Source organism: Streptomyces sp. NRRL B-24085 (assembly GCF_001282115.1).
GTDB lineage: Bacteria > Actinomycetota > Actinomycetes > Streptomycetales > Streptomycetaceae > Streptomyces.
This window is the reverse complement of sequence record NZ_LJBR01000086.1, coordinates 1-20586: the sequence shown is the minus strand read 5'-3', so window position 1 is coordinate 20586 and position 20586 is coordinate 1. Positions and strand designations below refer to the sequence as shown.

The window sequence follows — 20586 nt, the reverse complement described above, 5'->3', positions numbered from 1 at the left end:
CGCCGCTCAGGCCCTGGTGAACCGCAGGGTGACCAGTTCGAACGGCCGCAGCCGCAGGGAGACCTCGTTCCCGTCCCGCCGCAGTGCGGGGGCATCGTCCGACGGGCGCTCCAGCAGGTCCGTGGCGGTGACCCCGGTGACCTCGAAGCCGGCCCGGACGGTGGCCCGCGCCCGTCCGCCGTGCGCCTCGTGGAAGCGGACCACCACGTCGCCGCTGCCGTCGTCGGCCAGCTTGACCGCCGTGACGACGACCGCGTCCTGGTCGACGGTCACCAGCGGGGCGACCTCCGCGGAGCCGCGGACGGACCGCTCCGGCAGGTTGATCCGCCATCCCTCGCGCACTGCGTCCCCGATCCCGGCCCCCGGCACCAGGGCGTGTCGGAAGCGGTGGACGCCCTGGTCGGTCTCCGGGTCGGGGAAGCGCGGGGCGCGCAGCAGGGACGCCCGGACCGTGGTGGTCGTGCCCCGGTCGCCGTCCGTGCGCACGGTCCGGGTCACGTCGTGGCCGTACGTCGAGTCGTTGACGACCGCGACACCCCAGCCGGGCTCCTCCAGGTGCACGAAGCGGTGGTTGCAGGCCTCGAACTTCGCCGCCTCCCAGGAGGTGTTGGTGTGCGTGGGCCGGTGGAAGTGCCCGAACTGCGTCTCCGACGCGTACCGTTCGGCGTGCAGGTCGAGCGGAAAGGCGAGCTTGAGGAACTTCTCCGTCTCGTGCCAGTCGACCTCGGTGTCCACGAGCAGCCGCCGCTCCCCCGGTGCCAGCGACAGCAGCTGGGTGACGCGGGAGGCGCCGAAGGTCCTGGTGATCCGCACCCCGTGCGGCCCCTCGGGGGCGATCGCGTCCACGTCGGTGAGATCGGTGACGGTGTGGCGGTAGAACTCGTCCACGTCCCACGCGTCCCACATGTTCGGGAAGTCCGGGTGGAGTTGGAGGAGGTTCCCCGCCCGGTCCGGTGCGATGGTCTCCCGGTCGGCCGCGATGTCGTACGCGGAGACGACCAGGCCCCGCTCGTCGATCTCGATCCGCAGGATGCCGTTGTCCAGGACGTGCCCGCCGCCGGGGCGCCCGGTCACCGTCGTGCGGCCCTCGACGACCGCCGTTCCGGCGCCGCCCGCCGCGACCCCGCCTCGGGCGTGGGGTGCGGAGTTGAAGAACAGGTCCCGGGTCCCCTCCCCCGCCAGCGCGCGCTGGGCCGCGTCGATGATGCCGTTCAGCTCGTCCGCGAGCCGCTCGTAGGTGCGCCGGGCCTCGCGGTGCACCCAGGCGATCGAGGACCCGGGCAGGATGTCGTGGAACTGGTGCAGCAGGACCGTCTTCCAGATGCGGTCCAACTCCTCGTACGGGTAGGGGAATCCGGCCCTTACTGCCGCTGTCGCCGCCCACAGTTCGGCCTCGCGCAGGAGGTGCTCGCTGCGGCGGTTGCCCTGCTTGGTCTTGGCCTGGCTGGTGAGGGTGGCCCGGTGGAGCTCCAGGTACAGCTCACCGACCCACACCGGTGGTTCGGGGTACTCGGCCTCGGCCTTCTCGAAGAACTCCGCCGGGGTCTCCCAGACCACGGTCGCCGACCCTTCGAGGTCGCGCAGGCGGGCCGCCTTGGCGACCATCTCCCGGGTGGTGCCGCCGCCTCCGTCACCCCAGCCGGTGGGCGCGAGGGAGTGCCGGGCGACCCCCTTGTCCTTGAAGTTCCTCGCAGCGTGAGCGATCTCGCTGCCCTTCATGGAGCAGTTGTAGGTGTCGACGGGCGGGAAGTGGGTGAGAATCCGCGTGCCGTCGATGCCCTCCCACTGGAAGGTGTGGTGGGGGAACTTGTTCGTCTGGGACCAGGAGATCTTCTGGGTCAGCAGCCACTTGGAGCCGGCCGCCCTGATGATCTGCGGCAGTCCGGCGGCGAACCCGAAGGTGTCCGGCAGCCACGCCTCCTGGTTCTCGATGCCGAACTCGTCGAGGAAGAACCGCTTGCCGTGCACGAACTGACGGGCCATCGCCTCCGAGCCGGGCATGTTGGTGTCCGACTCCACCCACATGCCGCCGGCGGGCACGAACCGCCCGTCGGCCACGGCCTTCTTGACCCGCGCCCACACCTCGGGCCGGTGGTCGCGCACCCAGGCCCACTGCTGGGCCTGGGACATGGCGAACACGAACTCCGGTTCGTCGTCGAGCAGCGCGGTCATGTTGGAGGTGGTCCGGGCGACCTTGCGGACCGTCTCGCGCAGCGGCCACAGCCACGCCGAGTCGATGTGCGCGTGGCCGACGACGCTGATGCGGTGGGCGGAGGGGACGGCGGGCTCCGACAGGACCGTCTCCAGCCGTACCCGCGCCTGCGCCGCGGTGCCGTTCACGTCCTGGAGGTCCAGTGCGTCCAGGGCCTTCTCGACCGCCCGCAGGATCTCCCAGCGGCGCGCCGACTCCACCGGCAGCTCGGCCATCAGCTCGCCGAGCACCTCCAGGTCGATGACCAGCTGCCACACCGTCTCGTCGAGGACGGCGAGGTCCATGCGCGCCAGCCGGTACTGCGGTTCGCTGCCCGCGGTCTCCTTGTCGCCCAACTGCGTGGGCAGGAAGGGGTGGTAGTCGAGGATGACGGGGTTGGAGGCGGCCTCGACGTGCAGGCGCACCTCCTCGCCGCCCTCGACGGGGGCACCGATCCGCACCCACTGGTTGCGCGGGTTGAGGCCCTTCACGGGGGTGCCGTCGGGCCGGTAGACGAGGCCCTCGCACTGGAAGCCGGGCATGTTCTCGTCGAAGCCGAGGTCGAGGATCGCCTCCACGGTCCGGCCGGCCCACTCCTTCGGGACGGTCCCGGTGACGCGGAACCAGCTGGTGCCCCAGGGAGCACCCCAGCGGGCGCCCACCGCGATGGGCTCCGGTTCGGCCGCCAGGCCCTCGGCGACGGGCACCGGCTCGTCGGGCGCGTGCCACACCGCCACGTCCAGCGGCACGGACTCGGGGTACACGGCGGGGCGGAGGCGCTCGTCGAGGACGCGCTTGAGGCGGGCCTCGACCAGGCTGCGGTCGTCATGCATGCGGGGTGCTCTCCAGGGTTCCGGGGGTTACCAGAGGTGGGTCACGCGGTCACCAGGGATGGGTGACCGTCACGGGGGCCGACGAGGTGTAGAGCTCCCCCACGGCACGCAGCTCCAACCGCGCCCGCCGCTCGCCCTGTTCGGGGCGCAGGCCGGAGACGAAGAAGGCGCGCTGGCAGGTGCCGCCGAGGAAGCGCCGGGTGCCGTCGGGCAGCAGCCGGTGCAGGGTGTAGTGGCGTACGGCGCCGGGGGCGGGGTTCCAGGCGAGGCGCAGGTCGCCGCCACTGGCAGCGGTGACGCGCAGGCCGGTCGGCGGGCCGGGGGTGCGGGGGGTGTCGTACACGGCGATCCTGCCGAGCCGCCACTTCAGCGCGCCGGTGCCGGTGAGCCGTACGCCGAGGGCGTGGACGGACCCGGCGAGCCCGGTCAGCCGTACGGTCGAGGTCCGCCAGCCGTCGCCCGCGGCCACGGGGAGGTAGGTGTACGGCGGTGTCTCGCCCGGCGTGCCCGGCTCGGCGGTGGCCACGGCGAGCTCGACGTCCGCCTCGCCCTCGTCGGTCCGGTGGGTCAGTTCGACCACGGTGTCACCGCTGACCGGCAGCCGTACGGCGTACAGGTCCACGGTGACCGGCGCGTCCAGCACACCGTCCACGAGGACGCTGCTGCCGCCCCGCCAGGCGTCGTCGAAGTCGAAGGAGACGGCCGGCCGGGTGCCCCGGGTCCGCACCACCCACCGCCGTGACGGCAGTCGGTCCTGGAGCCCGAGGTGGTTCCACGGCGTGTCCGACGTGACGACCCCCTTCTCGTACCACCGCAGCCCGTGCCCGGTGTTGAAAACACTGGCGAACGGCAGTGAGGTGACCGTCGACCGGTCCGCGACGGACACCGCCGGTGCCCGCCAGCCGTCCGTGTCGTCCGGCCGTGCGGGATCGAGCGAGGCGCCCGTCCAGAAGCGGTCGTCGGCCGCGTGGAAGTCCCGTGGGGTGCGCCGGTCCGAGGGCAGGTGGTTGCGGGTCCACTCCGGCCGGTACAGCCCGATCGAGGTCACGTGGGCGCTGTCCCCCGGCACGATCGCGTCCCAGTTCTCGGTCGTGTTCCAGCCGTTCGCCTCCACGTCCACGCCGGCCCACAACTCGTAGCGGCTGCGCCCCAGTCGCTGGGCGAGTGCGCCCGAGGAGGCAAGGCTGTCCGCCGTCCACCGGAAGTCGACGAACATGTCGTCCGCGGACTCGAAGAACGGCTGGTTGCGGCTGTTCAGCGCGCCCTGCCAGCTCACCGTCCCGTTGACGGTCATCGAGTCGTACCAGGTGACCCGCAGCCCCCTCGCCCGGGAGAGGGACTTCAACTCCTTGACGAAGCCCAGCATGTCGGCCCCGAGAGCCGCGTCCCCGCCGCCGGTCTCCGCGTTGACGAACCACCCGTCGAAGCCGTACGCGGTGGCGACCGCGACGAGTCGGTCCGCCAGCGGGTAGCGGCCGGCCGCGTCCTTCTGGACCAGGTCCCGGGTCCACTGCAACTGGCCGCCGAACGCGGTCGGCGGCAGGAAGATGTTGCCGAGGACGGGCACACCGTGCCGGTGGGCGGCGTCCACGATCGGGGCGTTCGGCGCGAGGATCAGCCCCTCGCCGGACGAGCCGCCCCAGAAGACCAGTTCGTCGACATAGGCCCAGTGCCCGAAGGCGTAGTAGTCGGACGTGGCCGAGCCCTGCGAGGGGTTGCCTGCCGTGGGCCCGAAGGAGACCAGCGACTGGATGCGCGCCTGGTCGGCCCGGGCCGTCGGGTTGGCGGGCGTCGGGGTGAAGCGGCCGGCGAGCGGTACGGCGGCCGCGTTGAAGGCGAGGTCGGCGTCCTCGGCCGCCCGCCAGGCCTTGAGGCTGCGCCAGGTGATGCCGGTGCCGGGGCTGCCGGAGGGCAGGGAGTCCGGGTACCAGTAGGTGGCGTACGGCTGGAGCGCGGTCGCCGTCGCCGCCTTCGCGGGCAGCGCGGGGAGCAGCGCCGCCGCGGTCGCGGCGAGCAGGACGGTGCGTCTGGTGGGGTTCACGAGCGGGTGCCTCCTAGTGGTCCTTGTGGGGTGGGAGTACCTGATCGGATGTGACGACCTCGGTGATGGAGCGCGCGGCCAAGTGGTCCCGGTCGGTGGCGCGGGTGTCGAGGACGGTGGTGGGGCGGGCGCCGTCGGCGACCAGCCGGAAGTACGCGTCGAAGACGGGCCCGCCGGGCGCGCAGAGCGAGCGGGCGGCGGGGTCGGCGGGGACGACGAGTGCGGTCGTACGTCGTTCGGGTGCGGCCGAGCCCGCCCGGGCCGCCCGTTCCAGGACCCGGGCGGTGTCCTTCGGTTTGCGGTCGTTGGTCAACAGGCCGAGGCCGTACTCCAGTTCCGGGAAGTCGGCCAGTTCCCGGGACACGTCGTGGGAGCACCACCAGGTGATGCCCCACAGGTCGGGGCAGTCCAGGGCGTTGGCGACGGTGGCCTCGGTGAAGGCGGCGGCGTGCTCTGGCGGCACCAGGGGCGCGGGGGCGCCGACCTCCTGGAGCCAGACCGGCCGGTGCGGGTCGTCCGCCCAGGCCTTGCTGAGTTCGACGAGGTAGGCGGCGTGGTGCTCGGCCGGGACGGAGGTGCGGCCGTGGCGCTGGGCGGTGCCGTTGAAGACCCAGGAGTGCACGGCGGTGACGGCGCCGTGGCGGGCGGCCTGGGCGGGGGTGAAGGGCTGGTCGTCCTGGTACCAGGTGGCGTCGTACTCGGCGTGCAGGTGCAGCCTGCCGGGGGCGCCCGCCTCGCAGGCGGCCAGCATCCGGGTGAGCCAGGCGTCGATCTGCTCGGAGGTGGCCCGGTCCGGGTCGGGGTGGGGGCCCGCGGAGAACTGGTTGACCTCGTTGCCGAGGGTCATGCCGAGGAAGTTGGGCCGGTCCGCCAGTGCCGCCGCGAGGGTGCGCAGGTAGGCGGCCTGGCCCTCGACGACCTCCGGGTCGGTGAAGAGGTTGCGGCGGTGCCAGGTCCGGGTCCAGGCGGGCAGGAAGTCGAAGCTGCTCAAGTGCCCCTGCAGACCGTCGACGTTGACGTCGAGACCGCGCTCGGCGGCGGCGTCGACGAGCCGCACGAGATCCGACACGGCCCGCTCACGGATCAGCGCGCGGTTCGGCTGGAAGTACGGCCACAGCGGGAAGACCCGGACGTGGTCGAGGCCCAGGGCGGCGATCGAGTCGAGGTCGGCGCGGACGGTGTCCAGGTCGAAGTCGAGCCAGTGGTGGAACCATCCGACGCTCGGGGTGTAGTTGACGCCGAAGCGCACGGCAGAAGGCATACGGGATCCTTGACTCTGGGGGTTCGTTCAGCCCTTCACCGCCCCCTCGCCCACCCCGCGGAAGAAGTACCGCTGGAGGCCGGCGAAGAGGGCGATCAGCGGGGCCACGGCGATGACCGTGCCCGCGGCGACGAGCCGTTCGTCGTTGGCGAAGGTGCCGTGCAGGTAGTTGAGGCCGATGGTCAGCGTGAACTTCGACGGGTCGCTCAGCACGATCAGCGGCCACAGGAAGTCGTCCCACGCGCCCATGAAGGCGAAGATCGCGACGACGGCGATCGTGCCCTTCACCGACGGCAGGGCGATCCGCAGGAACCGCTGCCACGCGTTGGCGCCGTCGACGTACGCCGCCTCCTCGATCTCGTAGGGCAGGTTGAGGAAGGCGTTGCGCATCAGCAGGACGTTCATCGCGCCGATGCAGCCCGGCAGGACCACCCCGATCAGGGTGTTGTTGAGGCCGAGCTCCCGCATGGTGGTGAACTGGGCGATGATGATGCCCTCCACCGGCACGAGCATCGCCAGGATGAAGGCGAGCGTGGCCGCGCGGCGGCCGCGGTAGCGCAGCCGGGCCAGGGCGTATCCGGCGAGTGCCGAACCGACGCAGTTGGTCACGACGTTGCCGACGGCGACCTTCAGGGAGTTGAGGGCGTAGTCCCAGACGGGGATGGTGTCGGCGACCCGCTCGTAGTTGTGCAGGGTGGGATGCTGCGGCAGGAAGGAGGGCGGCGAGCTGTAGATGTCCTCGGTGGGCCCCTTGAGGGAGGTCGACAGCTGCCACAGGAAGGGGCCGACGGTCAGGGCGAGGACGGCCAGCAACAGGACGTATCGCAGGACCAGTTCGCCCTTGCGCACCCGGGTCACGACTCCCCCCTCCGGTCGGCGCGCAGCACGAGGAGCATCAGTGCCACGGTGACGACGAAGACCACGATGGAGATGGCGGACGCGTAGCCGACCCGGCCGGTGAGCCCGGTGCCGGTGCGCTGGACGAGCATCACGAGCGTGGTGTCCTCGCCGGCCGGTCCGCCGCTCGGGCCGGCCATCAGGTAGACCTCGGAGAACACCTTGAAGGCGGCGACCGAGGACAGCGCCCCGACGAGCGCCATGGTCGAGCGGACGGCGGGCACCGTCACCGTCACGAACCGGCGGACGGCCCCGGCCCCGTCGACTGCGGCGGCCTCGTGCAGCTCCCGCGGCACATTGGCCAGCGCGGCCAGGTAAATGATCATGTAGTAGCCGAGGCCCTTCCAGACCGTGACGGCCATGGCGCTCAGCAGGAGCAGCCACTGGTCGCTCAGGAAGCCGACCCGGCCGACCCCGACGGCCTCCAACAGCGAGTTGATCAGGCCGCGTTCGTCGAGCAGCCACACCCAGATGAGTCCGACCACGACGATCGACGCGACGACCGGGGTGTAGAAGGCGGACCGGAAGAAGGTGATGCCCGGGATGTTCTTCTGCACCAGGAGCGCGAGCAGCAGCGGCAGGATCACCAGCGCGGGCACGACTCCGAGGACGTACAGCGTGCTGTTGCGCAGGCCGATCCAGAACATGTCGTCGTGCAGCAGCTCACGGAAGTTCGCGAGGCCCACGAACTCGCCCGGGATCAGGGTGCGCTTGTCGGTGAAGGCGTTCACCAGCGTGGAGACGAACGGGTACAGGATGAACACGCCGATGACGATCAGGCCGGGCGCGGCGAACAGCCAGGGGCTGGTCGGCAGTTGGCGCCGCACCCGACGCCCGCGGGGGACGTCGGGCGCACGGCTGTCGGGCCGGACCCGGGGGACGGTGGACGAGGACATGGCTATCCCTGCTGCTGGAGCAGCGTGTCGCAGGCCTTGACAGCGTTGTCGAGAGCTTCCTTGGGGCTTTCCTTGCCCTGGAGCGCCTTGGCGACCTCGTTGCGCAGAGCCGTCTTCATCTGCTCGCTGAACAGCACCGGCGTGTAGTTGACCGCGTTCTTCAGGGACTTGGCGGCGGCGATCCGCACCCGCGTCTCGTCCGTGCCGTCCTCCTTGGTGAAGTACGGGTCGTCCAGCGATCCCGCGGTGCTCGGGAAGATGGCGACCTTCTTCGCGAAGGACATCTGGTGCTCGGCGTCGGTGACGTAGTGCGCGAAGGCGACGGCTGCGGCCTTCTTCTTGGTCTGCGCGTTCACCATCACGCCCATCACGTACATGTTGACGTGTCCGGTGCTGGTGATCTGGTCGGTGATGCCGATGTTCTTGTACAGGTCCGGCGCCTGCTTCTTGAAGTTGCCGAGGTCCAGGGCGCTGCCCGGGTTCATGGCGACGGCACCGGTGAGGAACTTCTTGCCGGACGACTCGGGTGTGGCGGTCAGCGCCTGCGGGTCGAGCGCCTTGGCGTCGTACAACTCCTTGTACTTGGTGAGGAGTTCGACCCCCTTGGCGTCGTTGAAGGCGAAGGCGGTGCCCTCGGAGTTCATGAGCGGGACGCCGTAGCGGCCGAAGTCCTCGATGGTGGGCACGTTGGCGAGGGTGGCGACCTTGCCGTCGCTCTTCTTCGCCAGCTCCAGCGCGTCGGTGAAGAGCTCGTCGTACGTCTTCGGCGGCTGGTCGGGGTCGAGCCCGGCCTCCTTGAAGAGGGACTTGTTGTAGAACAGCGGGCCGGTGTTGAGGTACCAGGGGAAGGCGTACGTGCCGGTCATGCCCGGTATCTGGTGGCTGGCCCAGGCGCCGGCCAGGTACTCCTTCTTGTACTGTCCGGCCGCCTTGTCGAGGTCGAGCGCGAGGCCGGCCTTGGCGAGGGGTGCGACCAGGTCCGGGGACACGTTGACGACGTCGGGGAGGGTGCCGCCCGCGGCGTCGGCGCTGATCTTGTCGGCGTAGCCCTCGGCGGGCTGATCGATCCACTTCACGTCGGTGCCGGGGTACTTCTTCTCGAAGTCCGCGATCACGCCCTCGAAGTAGTCCTTGAAGTTCGCCCGGAGGTTCCAGGTCTGGAAGGTGATGTCGCCCTCGATCTTGCCGGAGGCGGCACTCGAACCGCCGTCGTCGCCGGAGCCGCAACCGCTCAGCGGCAGGACGACACAGACGGCGGCGGCAGCGAAGGCTCTGCGGGAAATGGGCACGGCGAACCGTTCTCCTTTGCGGCGGGTTGGCCAACGACGGAGACCCTGCACGCCCCTCCACGGGCCCGTCAATGCCTCTCGCACAGCTAATTTGTTTAGTGACTAATGCGCATTAGGTTGACGGAGCTGAACCGCATTAGTACATACTGTCCGAACACACCGGCGGGGGAATGGGGAAACAGCGTGTCAGGCAAGCGGTCAGTGGCCCGCAGGCCCACGATGAAGGACATCGCGCGGCAGGCGGGGGTCTCCCAGAGCGCGGTCTCCTTCGCGCTCAACGGCCGGCCCGGGGTCTCCGAGGACACCCGGGACCGGGTGCGGCAGGTCGCGGAGGAACTCGGCTGGCGCCCCAGCACCGCGGCCCGCGCACTGTCCGGCGAGGGCGCGGCCACGGTCGGCTTCGTCCTGGCCCGCCCGGCCGAGACGCTCGGCGTCGACTCCTTCTTCCTCCAACTCGTCTCGGGCATCCAGGAGGTGCTGGCGGAGCGGCACCTCGGACTGCTGTTCCAGGTGGTCGAGGACGTCGAGGACGAATGCGCGGTGTACCGGCGCTGGTGGGCCGAGCACCGGGTGGACGGCGTCCTGGTGGTCGACCCGCGCACCGACGACCCGCGCACCGGGGTCCTCGACGAACTGGGTCTGCCGGGTGTCGTGATCGGCGGCGCCCCCGACGAACTCCACCCCGGGCTCTCGACCGTCTGGGCGGACGACGCGGGCGCGATGGCCGCGGTCGTGGACGAGTTGTACGCGCTGGGCCACCGGCGGATCGTGCACATCGCGGGCCTGCCGGGGCTCGCCCACACCGAGCGCCGCATCCGCACCCTGCGCGCGGAGGCCGGGCGGCGCGGGCTGACCGGGGTGGAGTCGGTGACCACCGACTACTCCGACGCGGAGGGCGCGGCCGCGACCCGCCGGGTCCTGGAGGCGGCCGCTCCCCCGACCGCGCTGATCTACGACAACGACGTGATGGCCCTCGCCGGAGTGGCCGCCGCGACCGAGCTGGGCCACTCGGTGCCCGGGGACGTCTCGGTGGTGGCCTGGGAGGACTCGGCACTGTGCCGCATGGTCAAGCCGTGGCTGTCGGCGCTGTCCCGGGACAGCGTGGAGTTCGGCCGCACGGCGGCCCGGGAACTGACCGCGCTGCTGGACGGCGGTCCGGCCCGGACCGTACGGGTGCCGGTGCCGCGGCTGATCGTGCGGGACAGCACCGGGGCGGCCCGGGGCGCCTGAAACCGAGGGGACGGCGCGCCCCACGGCGGGGACAATGGCCGTATGCCCACGAGGGGAACGCTCTGTGCCGCCACCGCACTCGCGCTGTCGGCCGCGGTGGGCTGCACGGGCGGTGACGGCGAGGACCGCCCCCGCCCGACAGCTCCGAGCGCTCCGTCCGCCTCGGCCCCCCGCGCCGCGAGCCCCACGGCGACGCCCTCCCCGGTGGACCCCGTGTCGATCCCGGCCCTGATCCGGCGCGAGCACAAGGGGTCCGGCCTCGAACTGGGCAGGGTGCTGGCCCGCCATGCCGCCTACACCAGCTACGAGGTGACGTACCAGTCGGACGGGCTGACGATCTCGGGCCTGATGAACATCCCCTCGGGCAAAGGCCCCTTCCCCGCCCTGGTCCTGGCGCACGGCTACATCGACCCGGCCGTCTACACCACCGGCCGCGGCCTCGCCCGCGAGCAGGACCTCCTCGCCCGCAACGGCTATGTCGTCCTGCACACCGACTACCGCAACCACGCCCGCTCGGACGAGGACCCCGACAACGACGTGAACCTCCGCCTCGGCTACACCGAGGACGTCATCGGTGCGGCGCTGGCCCTGCGGTCCGCCGGCCGCCCCGAGATCGACACCGGCCGCCTGGGCCTCCTCGGCCGTTCGATGGGCGGCGGTGTCGTCTACAACACGCTGGTGGTGGCCCCGGGCCTGTTCGACGCGGCGGTCGCCTTCGCGCCGGTCAGCGCGCGCCCCGAGGAGAACATCGACCAGTTCCAACGTCCCGAGGGGGACCCGCTGGTGGCCGAGATCGAGTCGGCGCACGGCACGCCCGCGACGAACCCGGGGTTCTGGCGGGGAGTGTCCCCCCTCACCTACCTCGACCGGGTCACCGACCCCCTGCTGATCCACCACGGCACCGCCGATACGACCTGTCCCCTGCGCTGGACCCGGCAGACGGTCGCCGCGTTCGAGAAGGCGGGCAAGGACGTCGAGTTGCGCACGTACCAGGGCGAGGGACACACCTTCTATTCGCGGTGGGCACACTCGATGGACACCACCATGGAATTCTTCGAGAAGCACCTGCGCTGAGGCCCGGTCGCCGTGACCTGCGTCCACGTCCCGGTCCAGGGGCTGCACCGGGCGGGCCGAATGTCCAGGCGCGGGTGCTCTCGACGTGGCGTCCGCCGCCGGGCAGAGTTCTTCCTACGTACTCGCCAGTAGCCCCGAGGAGCGCACGTGACCAACTGGGTCGGCCGTACCGCCGCCGAGATCGCCGCCGCCGTCCGCGAGAAGCGGGCCACGCCCCGGGAGGTGGTGGCCGAGCACCTCGCCCGGATCGAGAAACTGGACGGGCGCGTCGGGGCGTTCCGGGTGGTCCGCGCCGAGGCGGCACTCGCGGAGGCGGACGAGGTGGGCTCCCGGGGTGATCTCGGTGAACTGCCCCTGGCCGGAGTGCCCGTGGCCGTCAAGGACAACCTCGCGGTGCGCGCTGAGAGCAACCGCGTCGGCTCGGCCGCGACCCCGGACACGCCCGCCGACGCCGACCACGAGGTCGTGGCCCGCCTGCGGGCCGCGGGCGCGGTGGTCGTGGGGCTGACGAACGTGCCGGAGCTGTGCGTCTTCGGCACCACGGAGGGCGTCCACGGCACCTCCCGCAACCCCTGGGACACCTCGCGCACGGCGGGCGGTTCGTCCGGGGGCAGCGCCGCCGCGGTCGCCGCGGGCCTGGTCCCGGTCGCCCTCGGCAACGACGGCATGGGCTCCCTGCGCATCCCGGCGGCCAACTGCGGTCTCGTCACGCTGAAGCCGGGCTCGGGTGTGGTGCCGGCCGGCATCAGCGACGGCGACTGGTTCGGCATGTCCGAGAACGGCCCCCTCGCGACCACGGTCGAGGACGCCCGTCTGCTGCTCTCGGTCATCGCCGGCACCGAGTTCGTACGACGGGACGCGCCCGCCACGCTCGACGTCGCCGTGTCCCTGCGCAGCCCGCTCGCCGGGGTCACCATCAGCGCACCGTACGCGCAGGCGGTCCGCGAGGCGGCCGGACTGCTGATCAAGGCCGGGCACCAGGTGCGGCGCGCCGACCCGCCGTACCCGCTCTCGCTGGGGGTCACCTCGCTCGCCACCTGGACGGCGGGCACGTCGGTGGACGCCCAGGGACTCGACCCCCGGCTGCTGGCCCGGCGCACCCGGGTGCACGCGGCGATCGGGCGGCGCTTCGTCAAGACCGTACGGAAGGGGAAGGCCCGGCAGGAACTGCGCGAGCGCCTGGAGCCGTTCTTCGCCGAGCACGACGTGCTGCTGCTCCCGGCGCTGGCCCGCCGCTCCCCGAAGGCGGAGGCCTGGCACGAGCGGGGCTGGCTGCGCAATGTCCTGGCCAACACCAACTACTCGCCGCTGACCCCGCCGTGGAACCTCACCGGCTGGCCGGCCATGTCGGTGCCGCTCGGCACCCTGCCCTCGGGCGCCCCCACCGCCGTGCAACTGGTGGGCCGGCCCGGGTCGGAGACGGTGCTGCTGGAGGTCGCGGAGGAGCTGGAGCGACGGCGGCCCTGGCGGCGGACGGCACCGCTCGACTGAACTCCTGCCCCTACAGGGCCTTGTACATGATGTGCAGCCCGACCGGGCCGTGCCGGGGGTGGTCGAAGGCGTCCGGCACGGTGCCGAGAATCGTGAAGCCGAGCGAGGTCCACAGCTTCACGGCCGGGTTGGTCTCCACGACGGCGTTGAACACCATGCCCCGGTAGCCGTCGGCCGCGGCGGTGGCCAGGATGTGCTCGGCGAGGGCCCGGCCGATTCCGCGGCCGCCCCGGTCGGGGTCGACCATGAAGCCGGCGTTGGCGATCCGGGCTGCCGGGCTACCATAGTTGGGGGTGACGTAGGCGGAGGCGACGACCGCTCCAGTCTCGTCCTCGACGACGTGGACCCGCTTGGCCGGGCTCATCCACAGGGCCCGCGCGGCTTCCTCGGAGGTGTCGGGGTCCCAGGCGTAGGTCTCGCCCGCGGCCACGATCCGGTGCCAGAACGGCCAGATCCGTGGCCAGTCGTCGGCCACGGCTTCTCTGATCAGCATGGGCGTGAGTCTCGCACGCCCATGCCGTCGGCGATCGCGAAGGTCCTGCCGTCAGTCCACGCTGGGCAGGATGTGGGGCTCGGCCAGGTCGTCCTCGTAGCCCGCGAGACGGATGGGGGCGGACCGCGCCCACACGTCGAGGCTGCCGATGTCTCCGGGCCGTCGGCCCGCGCGCTCCGGGCGTTCCTTGGGGCGCTGTTCGCGATTCGTCTTCTCCGGTGTCACCGCGCACTCCTTATGTGTCGGGCTCACCCTCGGGACGTACCCGGCCAACCTACGGCCGGTGCCTGGACGTCCGCTCGGGTCTGGGTCGAGATCGGGTCGGACGCGGTGGCGCCGGCAACTGATGTGAGAACAGACCGTGGTGGCCGGCGTGTCCCGGGACGGACTGTGGGTGTGGGTGGGACCCCGTACTGCCGTCCGTCCGCTACAGATTAACCAGATGAGCGGGGGGCCGCTCGATAGGGAGTGAAAACAAGGTGTAACCATTGCACTTCACTGTGGCTTCTCCGCCCGCTTTTCGCCTGATTTGCCGCTTTGAGGACCTTCCTGGAGTCACTCGTTCGGCCTACGGCTCGACCGGTCCTCCGACTCTCGGGCCGCGCAGTTCAGGTCCCGTTGGCCGATTCGCAAGGCGGTCATGTTCTGCTGACCCACGGCAACGGCCGGACCGGCGGGAGGTCTGACGTATGGAACTGCGCAGTGTCGACGAACTGATGGATCTGCTGCACGCCTGCGGCAGCGAACACGCCCTGCGGACCGCGGCACTGCTGCGCCGCAGCCGGCCCGCCGACAAGGAACTCCAGGTGGCGGGCCTGGTGATGGGCACCGGACAGGCCGCCGACGTCGTCCGCGCCCTGCTCGGTGAACGGGTCCACCGCCTGCTGGCCCACCGCGGCCCCGCCCCCGACGACGACCTGCTGCGCCTGGCGGCCGAGGAGAGCCGCACGGCCCGGTTCGACGCCGGCGTCCTGGAGGACTGGCGGGCCGTCCTGGAACTCGTCGCGGCACACAACTCCCGCCTGGAGACCGTCGACTGACGGCTCATCATGAAACCGTACGGCGATGACGTCCTCGTACGGACTGCACGGCAGGGCCGCCCTCGTGACCGGCGGCACCCGCGGCATCGGGCGGGAGGTCGCCCGGCAACCGGCCGACGCCTGCGCGCTGGTGTGCGTCACGGCCAGGGACCCGGACGACGTCCGGCGGACCGCCGCAGAACTCGGTGGCATCGGACTCGCGGGCAGCGTCGCCGACCCCGCCCATCCGAGCGCCGTCAAGGTCGAGGCACCGCTGCGGCTGGTGCAGGCGGTGTGGCGTGGATGGATGCGGGAGCACGGCGGATCGGTGGTCAACGTCTGCACAGAGGGCGCCGGACACGTGGGCCCGAACGTCGGCGCCTACGGCACCGGCAAGGCGGCGCTGCTCCACCTCACGCGGCAGCTCGCGGGGGAGCTCGCGCCGCGGGTGCGGGTCAACTCCGTCTCGCCCGGTCCCGTACGGACGGAGATGGCCCGGTTCGTGTGGGAGAAGGGTCCCGTCGAGCTGCCGCCGGACCGCATCGGCGAGCCGCGGACATCGCGCGGGCGGTGGTGTGGCTCGCGTCCGACGCGGCCATGGCGGTGCCCCCGCGCGAGCGCAGTTCGAGCGTGGGGAGGATCACCGGGGCGGATCTGCCGGTGGACGGGGGCACGCGGGTGCGGGCGGCGCACCCGGGCGGGTACGCCGTCCATGACCGGCTGCGGTCGTCCGCGCCACCCGGACCGTGACCGCTCCTCCTCACGGAAACGCGAGGAACCAGACGATGACCACCAGGGCGATGAAGGCGATCAACACGACCGTGAAGAGCCTGCCGCGGTGTGACGTGCCGCCACCACGAGGCCGGTCCTCGGGCAGGGCCGCGTCGCGGGGACGGTCACCCCGGTAGAACTCCTCATCGCTCGGATAGACGTTGCGCGGATCGCTGTGGGCGCGCGGATCGACGCCGTGCGGGTCGCTCATGAGAACCTCCCGGTGCGCTGGGCCCGGTCCCCGGGTGCCCGGCCGGGACCAGGCCACACGCGCTGCCCGCGGCTCACCACTTGCCGGGCGCGTAGTCCTTCAGGAAGACCCCGTAGACGTCCTCGCCGGCCTCGCCGCGCACGATCGGGTCGTAGACGCGGGCCGCGCCGTCGACCAGGTCCAGGGGGGCGTGGAAGCCCTCCTCGGCGAGGCGGAGCTTGTCGAAGTGAGGGCGCTCGTCGGTGATCCAGCCGGTGTCCACCGAGGTCATGAGGATGCCGTCGGTCTGGAACATCTCCTGGGCACTGGTCCGCGTGACCATGTTCATGGCGGCCTTGGCGGCGTTGGTGTTGGGGTGGCCCGCGCCCTTGTAGCCGCGGCCGAAGACGCCCTCCATCGCCGAGACGTTCACGACGTAGGCGCGTCCGCTGGCCGCCTTCTTCGCGGCGTCGGCCATCGCCGGGCGCAGCGCGCTGATCAGGATGAACGGGGACGTGTAGTTGCAGAGCTGGGTCTCCAGGAGCTCCACCGGGGAGATCTGGTCGATGGTCTGGACCCAGGTGTTGCTGTCCACGACGTCGGGGACGAGGCCGCCCGCGTCGATGGCGGTGCCGTCGAGGTGCCGGGCGACGCTGGCGTTGCCCGCGACCAGGGCGAGGTCGGCGACCTGCTGGGCATCGAGGCCGGAGATCCCGGCGGGCAGGGAGGCGAGTCCGTCGACCGCGCCGGAGCCGAAGGCGCCGATGACGTGGTGGGCGGGGAGCTCACCGGCGGGCAGCGGGGCGCTCTCGCCGTCGACCAGGGCGGCGTAGGCGGAGGGCAGCCGGCGTACGGTCTGGGTCGCGTTGTTGACGAGGATGTCGAGCGGGCCCGCCTCGGCGACCTGCTCGGCGAGGGCCACGGCCTGCGCCGGGTCGCGCAGGTCGATGCCGACGACCTCCAGGCGGTGCAGCCAGTCCGCGGAGTCGTCCATGGCCTTGAAGCGGCGGATGGCGTCCTTCGGGAACCGGGTGGTGATCGTGGTGTGCGCGCCGTCGCGCAGCAGGCGCAGCGCGATGTACATGCCGATCTTGGCGCGGCCGCCGGTGAGCAGGGCGCGCTTGCCGGTGAGGTCCGCGCGGGCGTCGCGCTTGTCGCGGTTCAGGCGGGCGCAGTCCGGACAGAGCTGGTGGTAGAAGTAGTCGACCTCGACGTACCGGGTCTTGCAGGTGTAGCAGGAGCGCGGGCGCTGGAGTATCCCCGCGATCCGGCCCTCCTCGGTCCGCGACGACGGCAGGATGCCCTCGGTCTCGTCGTCGATGCGCTGGGCCGAGCCGGTCGCCGTGGCCTCGGTGACCGCCTTGTCGTGGGCGGTCTTGGCGGCCCGGCGCTCCTGCCGGCGGCGCTGCTTCACGGTCCGGTAGATCCCGGCGGTGGCGCGGCGCACGGCGATCGCGTCGGGGTGGTCGACCTCCAGCTTGTCGAGCTCGTCGAGCACGCTGAGGCAGACGGCCAGCCGCTCCGGGTCGATGCCGGGGCCGAAGACGCCCTCGTCACCGGGTTCGCGCACGACCTCGTCCGTGGTCGTGGCCGAGCCGTCCTCTGTCACCGTCATCGCGCTGCCGTTTCCCTGGTCACCCGTGCGGCTGTGGCCGCGTCCGCTGGTCGAACGCGGAATTTTACTTCAGCGCGGGGCCCCGCCCGAAACCGGAAACGATCAAGAACCGCAGGCGACCAGCAGTTCCGCCACCTCCTCGGTCAGCGCCCGGGCCAGCACGTCCAGGTCAGGCACCGCTTCCGCGTCGGCGACGAGGCCGTAGTGGACCTGTCCGCGGTAGGTCGAGATGGCGACCGCGAGGGACTGGCCGCGGGCGAGCGGGGCGAAGGGATAGACCTCGGTGACCGGGTTGCCGCCGAGCTTCAGGCCGATGCCGGGCAGCGGGACGCTGGTGACGAGGATGTCGAACCACAGCCGGGCGCCCTGACCGGCCAGCGGCCCGCCGAGGCGGTGGCCGAGGGCCGGGACGTGGTCGGCCAGCAGGGCGACCGCGCCGGCGCCCCGGTTGGGTCCGGCGTCCTTGTTGCGGTCCATGGCCGTGCGGACCGTGTCGAGGCGGCCCAGCGGGTCGGCGTCGTCGACCGGAAGCCGCACCAGGTACCCGGAGAGCCGGTTGCCCTGGGGGTGCGCGGTGCGCGGTCGGCGCCTGGAGACCGGGATCAGGGCGCGGGGGGTCACGCCCTCGCTGCCGTCGCCGCGCTCGTCCAGCCAGCGGCGCAGGGCGCCCGCGACGACCGCGATCAGGACGTCGTTGACGGTGCCGCCGCGGCTCTTGCGGACGCGGTGCACGTCGTCGAGGTCGACGACGACTCCGGCGGTGCGGCGGGTGCCGCTCGCCCCGGAGGTGAGGGCGGCGCAGGGCTGCGCGCCCAGGGAGGACAGGGCGACCGAGGCGCCGATGTCGAGGGCGCGGCCCAGGTCGGAGGCGGCGCCCCGGACGAGCTCGGGCAGCCTGCGCACGTCCGGCAGCAGCTTCCTCGCGGGCTCCTCGGGGCGCGGCCGGGGGGTGGGCAGGTCCATCGGGTCCAGGACGGCGGCGGCGAGCGTCAGTGCCCGCAGTCCGTCGGCGAGGGCGTGGTGGAACTTGAACAGCACCGCGAAGGAGGCCCCGTCCTCCCCCGGCAGCACGTGCGCCTCCCAAGGCGGCCGTTCGCGGTCCAGGGATTGCTGCATGAGCCGGCCGGCCTCGGCGTGGAAGTCCGCGGTCGGGGCGTGCAGCAGGACGTGCCGGAGCGGGTCGAAGTCGGGGTCGGGGACGCGGGCGGCTCCCCCGAAGGCGTACGGGAAGCCGAGCGGCCACACGTCCCGGATCCGCATCCGCAGTCCGGGGACGGCGGCCGCGCGGCCCGCGAGCAGGTCGGCCGCGTGGGCGCCGGCGGTGGGCGAGTGCGCCGTGAAGACGCCGAGCGCTCCCAGGTGCATCGGGTGCTCGGCGGATTCCATGTTCCAGAACGCCAGGTCGAGAGGGGCCAGCAGGTCGGAAGTCAATGCCTTGCCTCGCGTCGACAACAGGTGGACCAGCAGTCAATCGCCCTCCGGCGATTACGGTCAAGTACGATCAAGCTACGCTCAGTTAACAGCAGATTAAGTCCCGCCCCCGGCGAAAGGGGCGGGACACGTGGTGCGGATGGGCTCATCGGAGGGTGATCAGCACCCTGCCGGGGCAGCCCGGGACGCGTCACGGATGAGGGCCTGGTGCGCGGCCCTGACCCGCCCGGCGTCCGGTTTCAGGACCTCCCGGTCGTAGGTGAGCAGCCCGTTCAGCTCACCCTCGACGTCCGAGATCTGGGTGTAGACGGCCCCGTTGCCACCGCGGCAGGCCAGGGCCCGCACCTCGTCGAGCTTGGCCAGGTAGTCGTCGGTGTAGGTCGCCGGATCGACGTCGACGTAGGACTGCTGGACCGACCAGGCGTGTCCGGGCACCGCCAGGCCGAGGCCGCCGTACTCGCCGCTGACCAGGGCACGCCGGCCGTCCGGGTGAGGCGGCAGGGCGGGGCTGGGATAGCCGTGCTCGTCCATGATGTCGCCGGCGTTCCCGTCGGCGCCGAGGTTGAGCCCCGACTGGTTGTTGACCAGGCGGGTCGGGTCCCAGGCCTTGGCCTGTTCGGCGACCCGGCCGACGTCGTACTGCCCCCAGCCCTCGTTGAAGGTCACCCACATGACGATCGACGGGCTGCTGATGTGCTCGTCGATCATCTGTTTCATCTCGCGCTCGTACTCCGCCCGGGCGGCGGGGCTCGGATTCACTCCCGCGGTTATGGCGGGCATGTCCTGCCACACCATCAGACCCAGCCGGTCGGCCCAGTAGAACCAGCGGTCCGGTTCGACCTTGATGTGCTTGCGCACGGCGTTGAAGCCGAGCCGCTTGTGCACCCTCAGGTCGTACGCGAGGGCCTCGTCGGTGGGTGCGGTGTGCAGGCCGTCCGGCCAGAAGCCCTGGTCGAGGGTGGCCATCATGAAGACCGGCTCGCCGTTGAGGACCGTGCGCGGGGTCCCGTCCACGTTCTCGACGGCGATGGAGCGCATCCCGAAGTAGCTGCCGACGCGGTCGGTGCCGACGGTCACCTTCAGGCCGTACAGGAAGGGGTCGTCGGGCGACCACAGGTGCGGGTCGGCGAGGGTCAGGGTGAGCGGCCGACCGGTCCGGCCGCGGGCCGTGGCGACCTTCCGCTTCCCGTCGTACGCCGTCGCGGTGACCGGTACGCCGTCGCGGACGCCCTGCGCCTCGACCGTGAGCCGTCCGGTGGGGACGTCGGGGGTCAGCTTCAGGGAGTCGACGTGGTCGCGGGCGACGGGCTCCATCCAGACGGTCTGCCAGATGCCGGAGGACGGGGTGTACCAGATGCCGCTCGGGTCGATGCGCTGCTTGCCGAGCGGCGGGTTCTCGCCGTCGGCCGCGTCGGTGGGGTCGTACACGCCGACGATCAGTTCCTGAGTGCGGCCGGGCTTCAGCGCGTCGGTGATGTCGGCGCTGAACTTGTCGTAGCCGCCGGTGTGTTGGGCGACCCTGGTCCCGTTGACGTAGACCTCGGACCGCCAGTCGACGGCACCGAAGTTGAGCCGCAGGCGCTTGCCGGAGCCGATGTGCCAGTCGGCCGGGACGGTGAAGGTGCGGCGGTACCACATGCGGTCCTCGTGCCGTTCCAGGCCGGAGAGCTGGGACTCGACCGGGTACGGGACCAGGATGCGCTCGGCCAGGGTCCGGCCCACGGGCGGCTGCTCACCGGCCTCGGCGGCGGCGAACTGCCAGCGGCCGTTGAGGTTCTGCCACTGGTCGCGGGTCAACTGCGGGCGGGGGTACTCGGGGTGGGCGTTGCCGGTGCCCACCTCGTCGGCCCACTTCGTGCGCAGC

16 protein-coding genes and 1 pseudogene are annotated in these 20586 nt (G+C 71.8%); 5 read left to right on the top strand and 12 right to left on the bottom strand.

What is annotated here, in order from left to right; all coding sequences use genetic code 11:
* Window positions 1-6: 6 nt before the first annotated feature.
* The 6 genes from AOJ26_RS12560 to AOJ26_RS12535 are packed head-to-tail and all read right to left on the bottom strand — an operon-like array spanning window position 7 to window position 9408.
* Window positions 7-3024 (bottom strand): alpha-mannosidase, encoded by a 3018-nt coding sequence (locus tag AOJ26_RS12560; RefSeq protein ID WP_053848338.1) that lies wholly within the window; start codon window positions 3022-3024, stop codon window positions 7-9.
* A gap of 49 nt (window positions 3025-3073) precedes the next feature.
* Complete coding sequence (locus AOJ26_RS12555; RefSeq protein WP_053848337.1) at window positions 3074-5065, bottom strand: endo-beta-N-acetylglucosaminidase; 1992 nt, start codon at window positions 5063-5065, stop codon at window positions 3074-3076.
* A 13-nt stretch (window positions 5066-5078) separates the two neighbouring features.
* A complete protein-coding gene (locus AOJ26_RS12550; RefSeq protein WP_078959865.1) occupies window positions 5079-6326 on the bottom strand; it encodes a glycoside hydrolase 5 family protein in 1248 nt (415 codons plus the stop codon).
* A gap of 27 nt (window positions 6327-6353) precedes the next feature.
* The gene (locus AOJ26_RS12545) at window positions 6354-7184 is read right to left on the bottom strand and encodes a carbohydrate ABC transporter permease (protein WP_053848335.1); all 831 of its coding nucleotides are present in this window, start codon (window positions 7182-7184) and stop codon (window positions 6354-6356) included.
* Entirely contained in the window at window positions 7181-8119 is a 939-nt protein-coding gene (locus AOJ26_RS12540) for a carbohydrate ABC transporter permease (RefSeq protein ID WP_053848334.1), read from the bottom strand. The genes AOJ26_RS12545 and AOJ26_RS12540 overlap by 4 nt, the downstream gene beginning before the upstream one ends.
* 2 nt (window positions 8120-8121) lie before the next feature.
* Window positions 8122-9408 carry an ABC transporter substrate-binding protein gene (locus AOJ26_RS12535; protein WP_053848333.1) on the bottom strand — a complete coding sequence of 429 codons (1287 nt, stop codon included), beginning with the start codon at window positions 9406-9408 and terminating at the stop codon, window positions 8122-8124.
* 219 nt (window positions 9409-9627) lie between these two features.
* On the opposite strand from AOJ26_RS12535, the gene AOJ26_RS12530 reads away from it, so the two are divergent.
* From AOJ26_RS12530 to AOJ26_RS12520, 3 genes are all read left to right on the top strand, one after another.
* On the top strand, window positions 9628-10638 hold the full coding sequence (locus AOJ26_RS12530) for a LacI family DNA-binding transcriptional regulator (protein WP_053848354.1): 1011 nt from the start codon (window positions 9628-9630) through the stop codon (window positions 10636-10638).
* A 42-nt stretch (window positions 10639-10680) separates the two neighbouring features.
* Window positions 10681-11712: an alpha/beta hydrolase family protein gene (locus AOJ26_RS12525; protein ID WP_063790267.1), complete on the top strand. Its 1032-nt coding sequence runs from the start codon at window positions 10681-10683 to the stop codon at window positions 11710-11712.
* 147 nt (window positions 11713-11859) lie between these two features.
* Window positions 11860-13203 carry an amidase gene (locus tag AOJ26_RS12520; protein ID WP_053848332.1) on the top strand — a complete coding sequence of 448 codons (1344 nt, stop codon included), beginning with the start codon at window positions 11860-11862 and terminating at the stop codon, window positions 13201-13203.
* Window positions 13204-13213: 10 nt separating this feature from the next.
* Here AOJ26_RS12520 and AOJ26_RS12515 read toward each other — a convergent pair whose 3' ends face one another.
* Both AOJ26_RS12515 and AOJ26_RS42805 read right to left on the bottom strand, forming a co-directional pair.
* Window positions 13214-13696 carry a GNAT family N-acetyltransferase gene (locus AOJ26_RS12515; protein ID WP_053848331.1) on the bottom strand — a complete coding sequence of 161 codons (483 nt, stop codon included), beginning with the start codon at window positions 13694-13696 and terminating at the stop codon, window positions 13214-13216.
* Between the two features lie 51 nt (window positions 13697-13747).
* The gene (locus tag AOJ26_RS42805; RefSeq protein ID WP_007386357.1) at window positions 13748-13921 is read right to left on the bottom strand and encodes a hypothetical protein; all 174 of its coding nucleotides are present in this window, start codon (window positions 13919-13921) and stop codon (window positions 13748-13750) included.
* A gap of 464 nt (window positions 13922-14385) precedes the next feature.
* Between AOJ26_RS42805 and AOJ26_RS12510 the strand changes: the two genes are divergently transcribed.
* Window positions 14386-14736: a hypothetical protein gene (locus AOJ26_RS12510; RefSeq protein ID WP_053848330.1), complete on the top strand. Its 351-nt coding sequence runs from the start codon at window positions 14386-14388 to the stop codon at window positions 14734-14736.
* Between the two features lie 25 nt (window positions 14737-14761).
* Window positions 14762-15465, top strand: a pseudogene (locus AOJ26_RS12505) (SDR family oxidoreductase).
* Between the two features lie 10 nt (window positions 15466-15475).
* Here AOJ26_RS12505 and AOJ26_RS12500 read toward each other — a convergent pair.
* The 4 genes from AOJ26_RS12500 to AOJ26_RS12485 form a co-directional block, all read right to left on the bottom strand.
* Entirely contained in the window at window positions 15476-15697 is a 222-nt protein-coding gene (locus AOJ26_RS12500) for a hypothetical protein (protein ID WP_053848329.1), read from the bottom strand.
* Window positions 15698-15770: 73 nt separating this feature from the next.
* Window positions 15771-17291, bottom strand: coding sequence for an SDR family NAD(P)-dependent oxidoreductase (locus AOJ26_RS12495; protein WP_053848328.1), 1521 nt, complete (start codon window positions 17289-17291; stop codon window positions 15771-15773).
* A gap of 102 nt (window positions 17292-17393) precedes the next feature.
* Window positions 17394-18722, bottom strand: a complete 1329-nt coding sequence (locus AOJ26_RS12490; RefSeq protein ID WP_053848327.1) for a wax ester/triacylglycerol synthase family O-acyltransferase — start codon at window positions 18720-18722, stop codon at window positions 17394-17396.
* 159 nt (window positions 18723-18881) lie between these two features.
* A partial coding sequence (locus tag AOJ26_RS12485; RefSeq protein WP_053848326.1) for a glycoside hydrolase family 2 protein occupies window positions 18882-20586 on the bottom strand: 1705 nt, incomplete at its 5' end.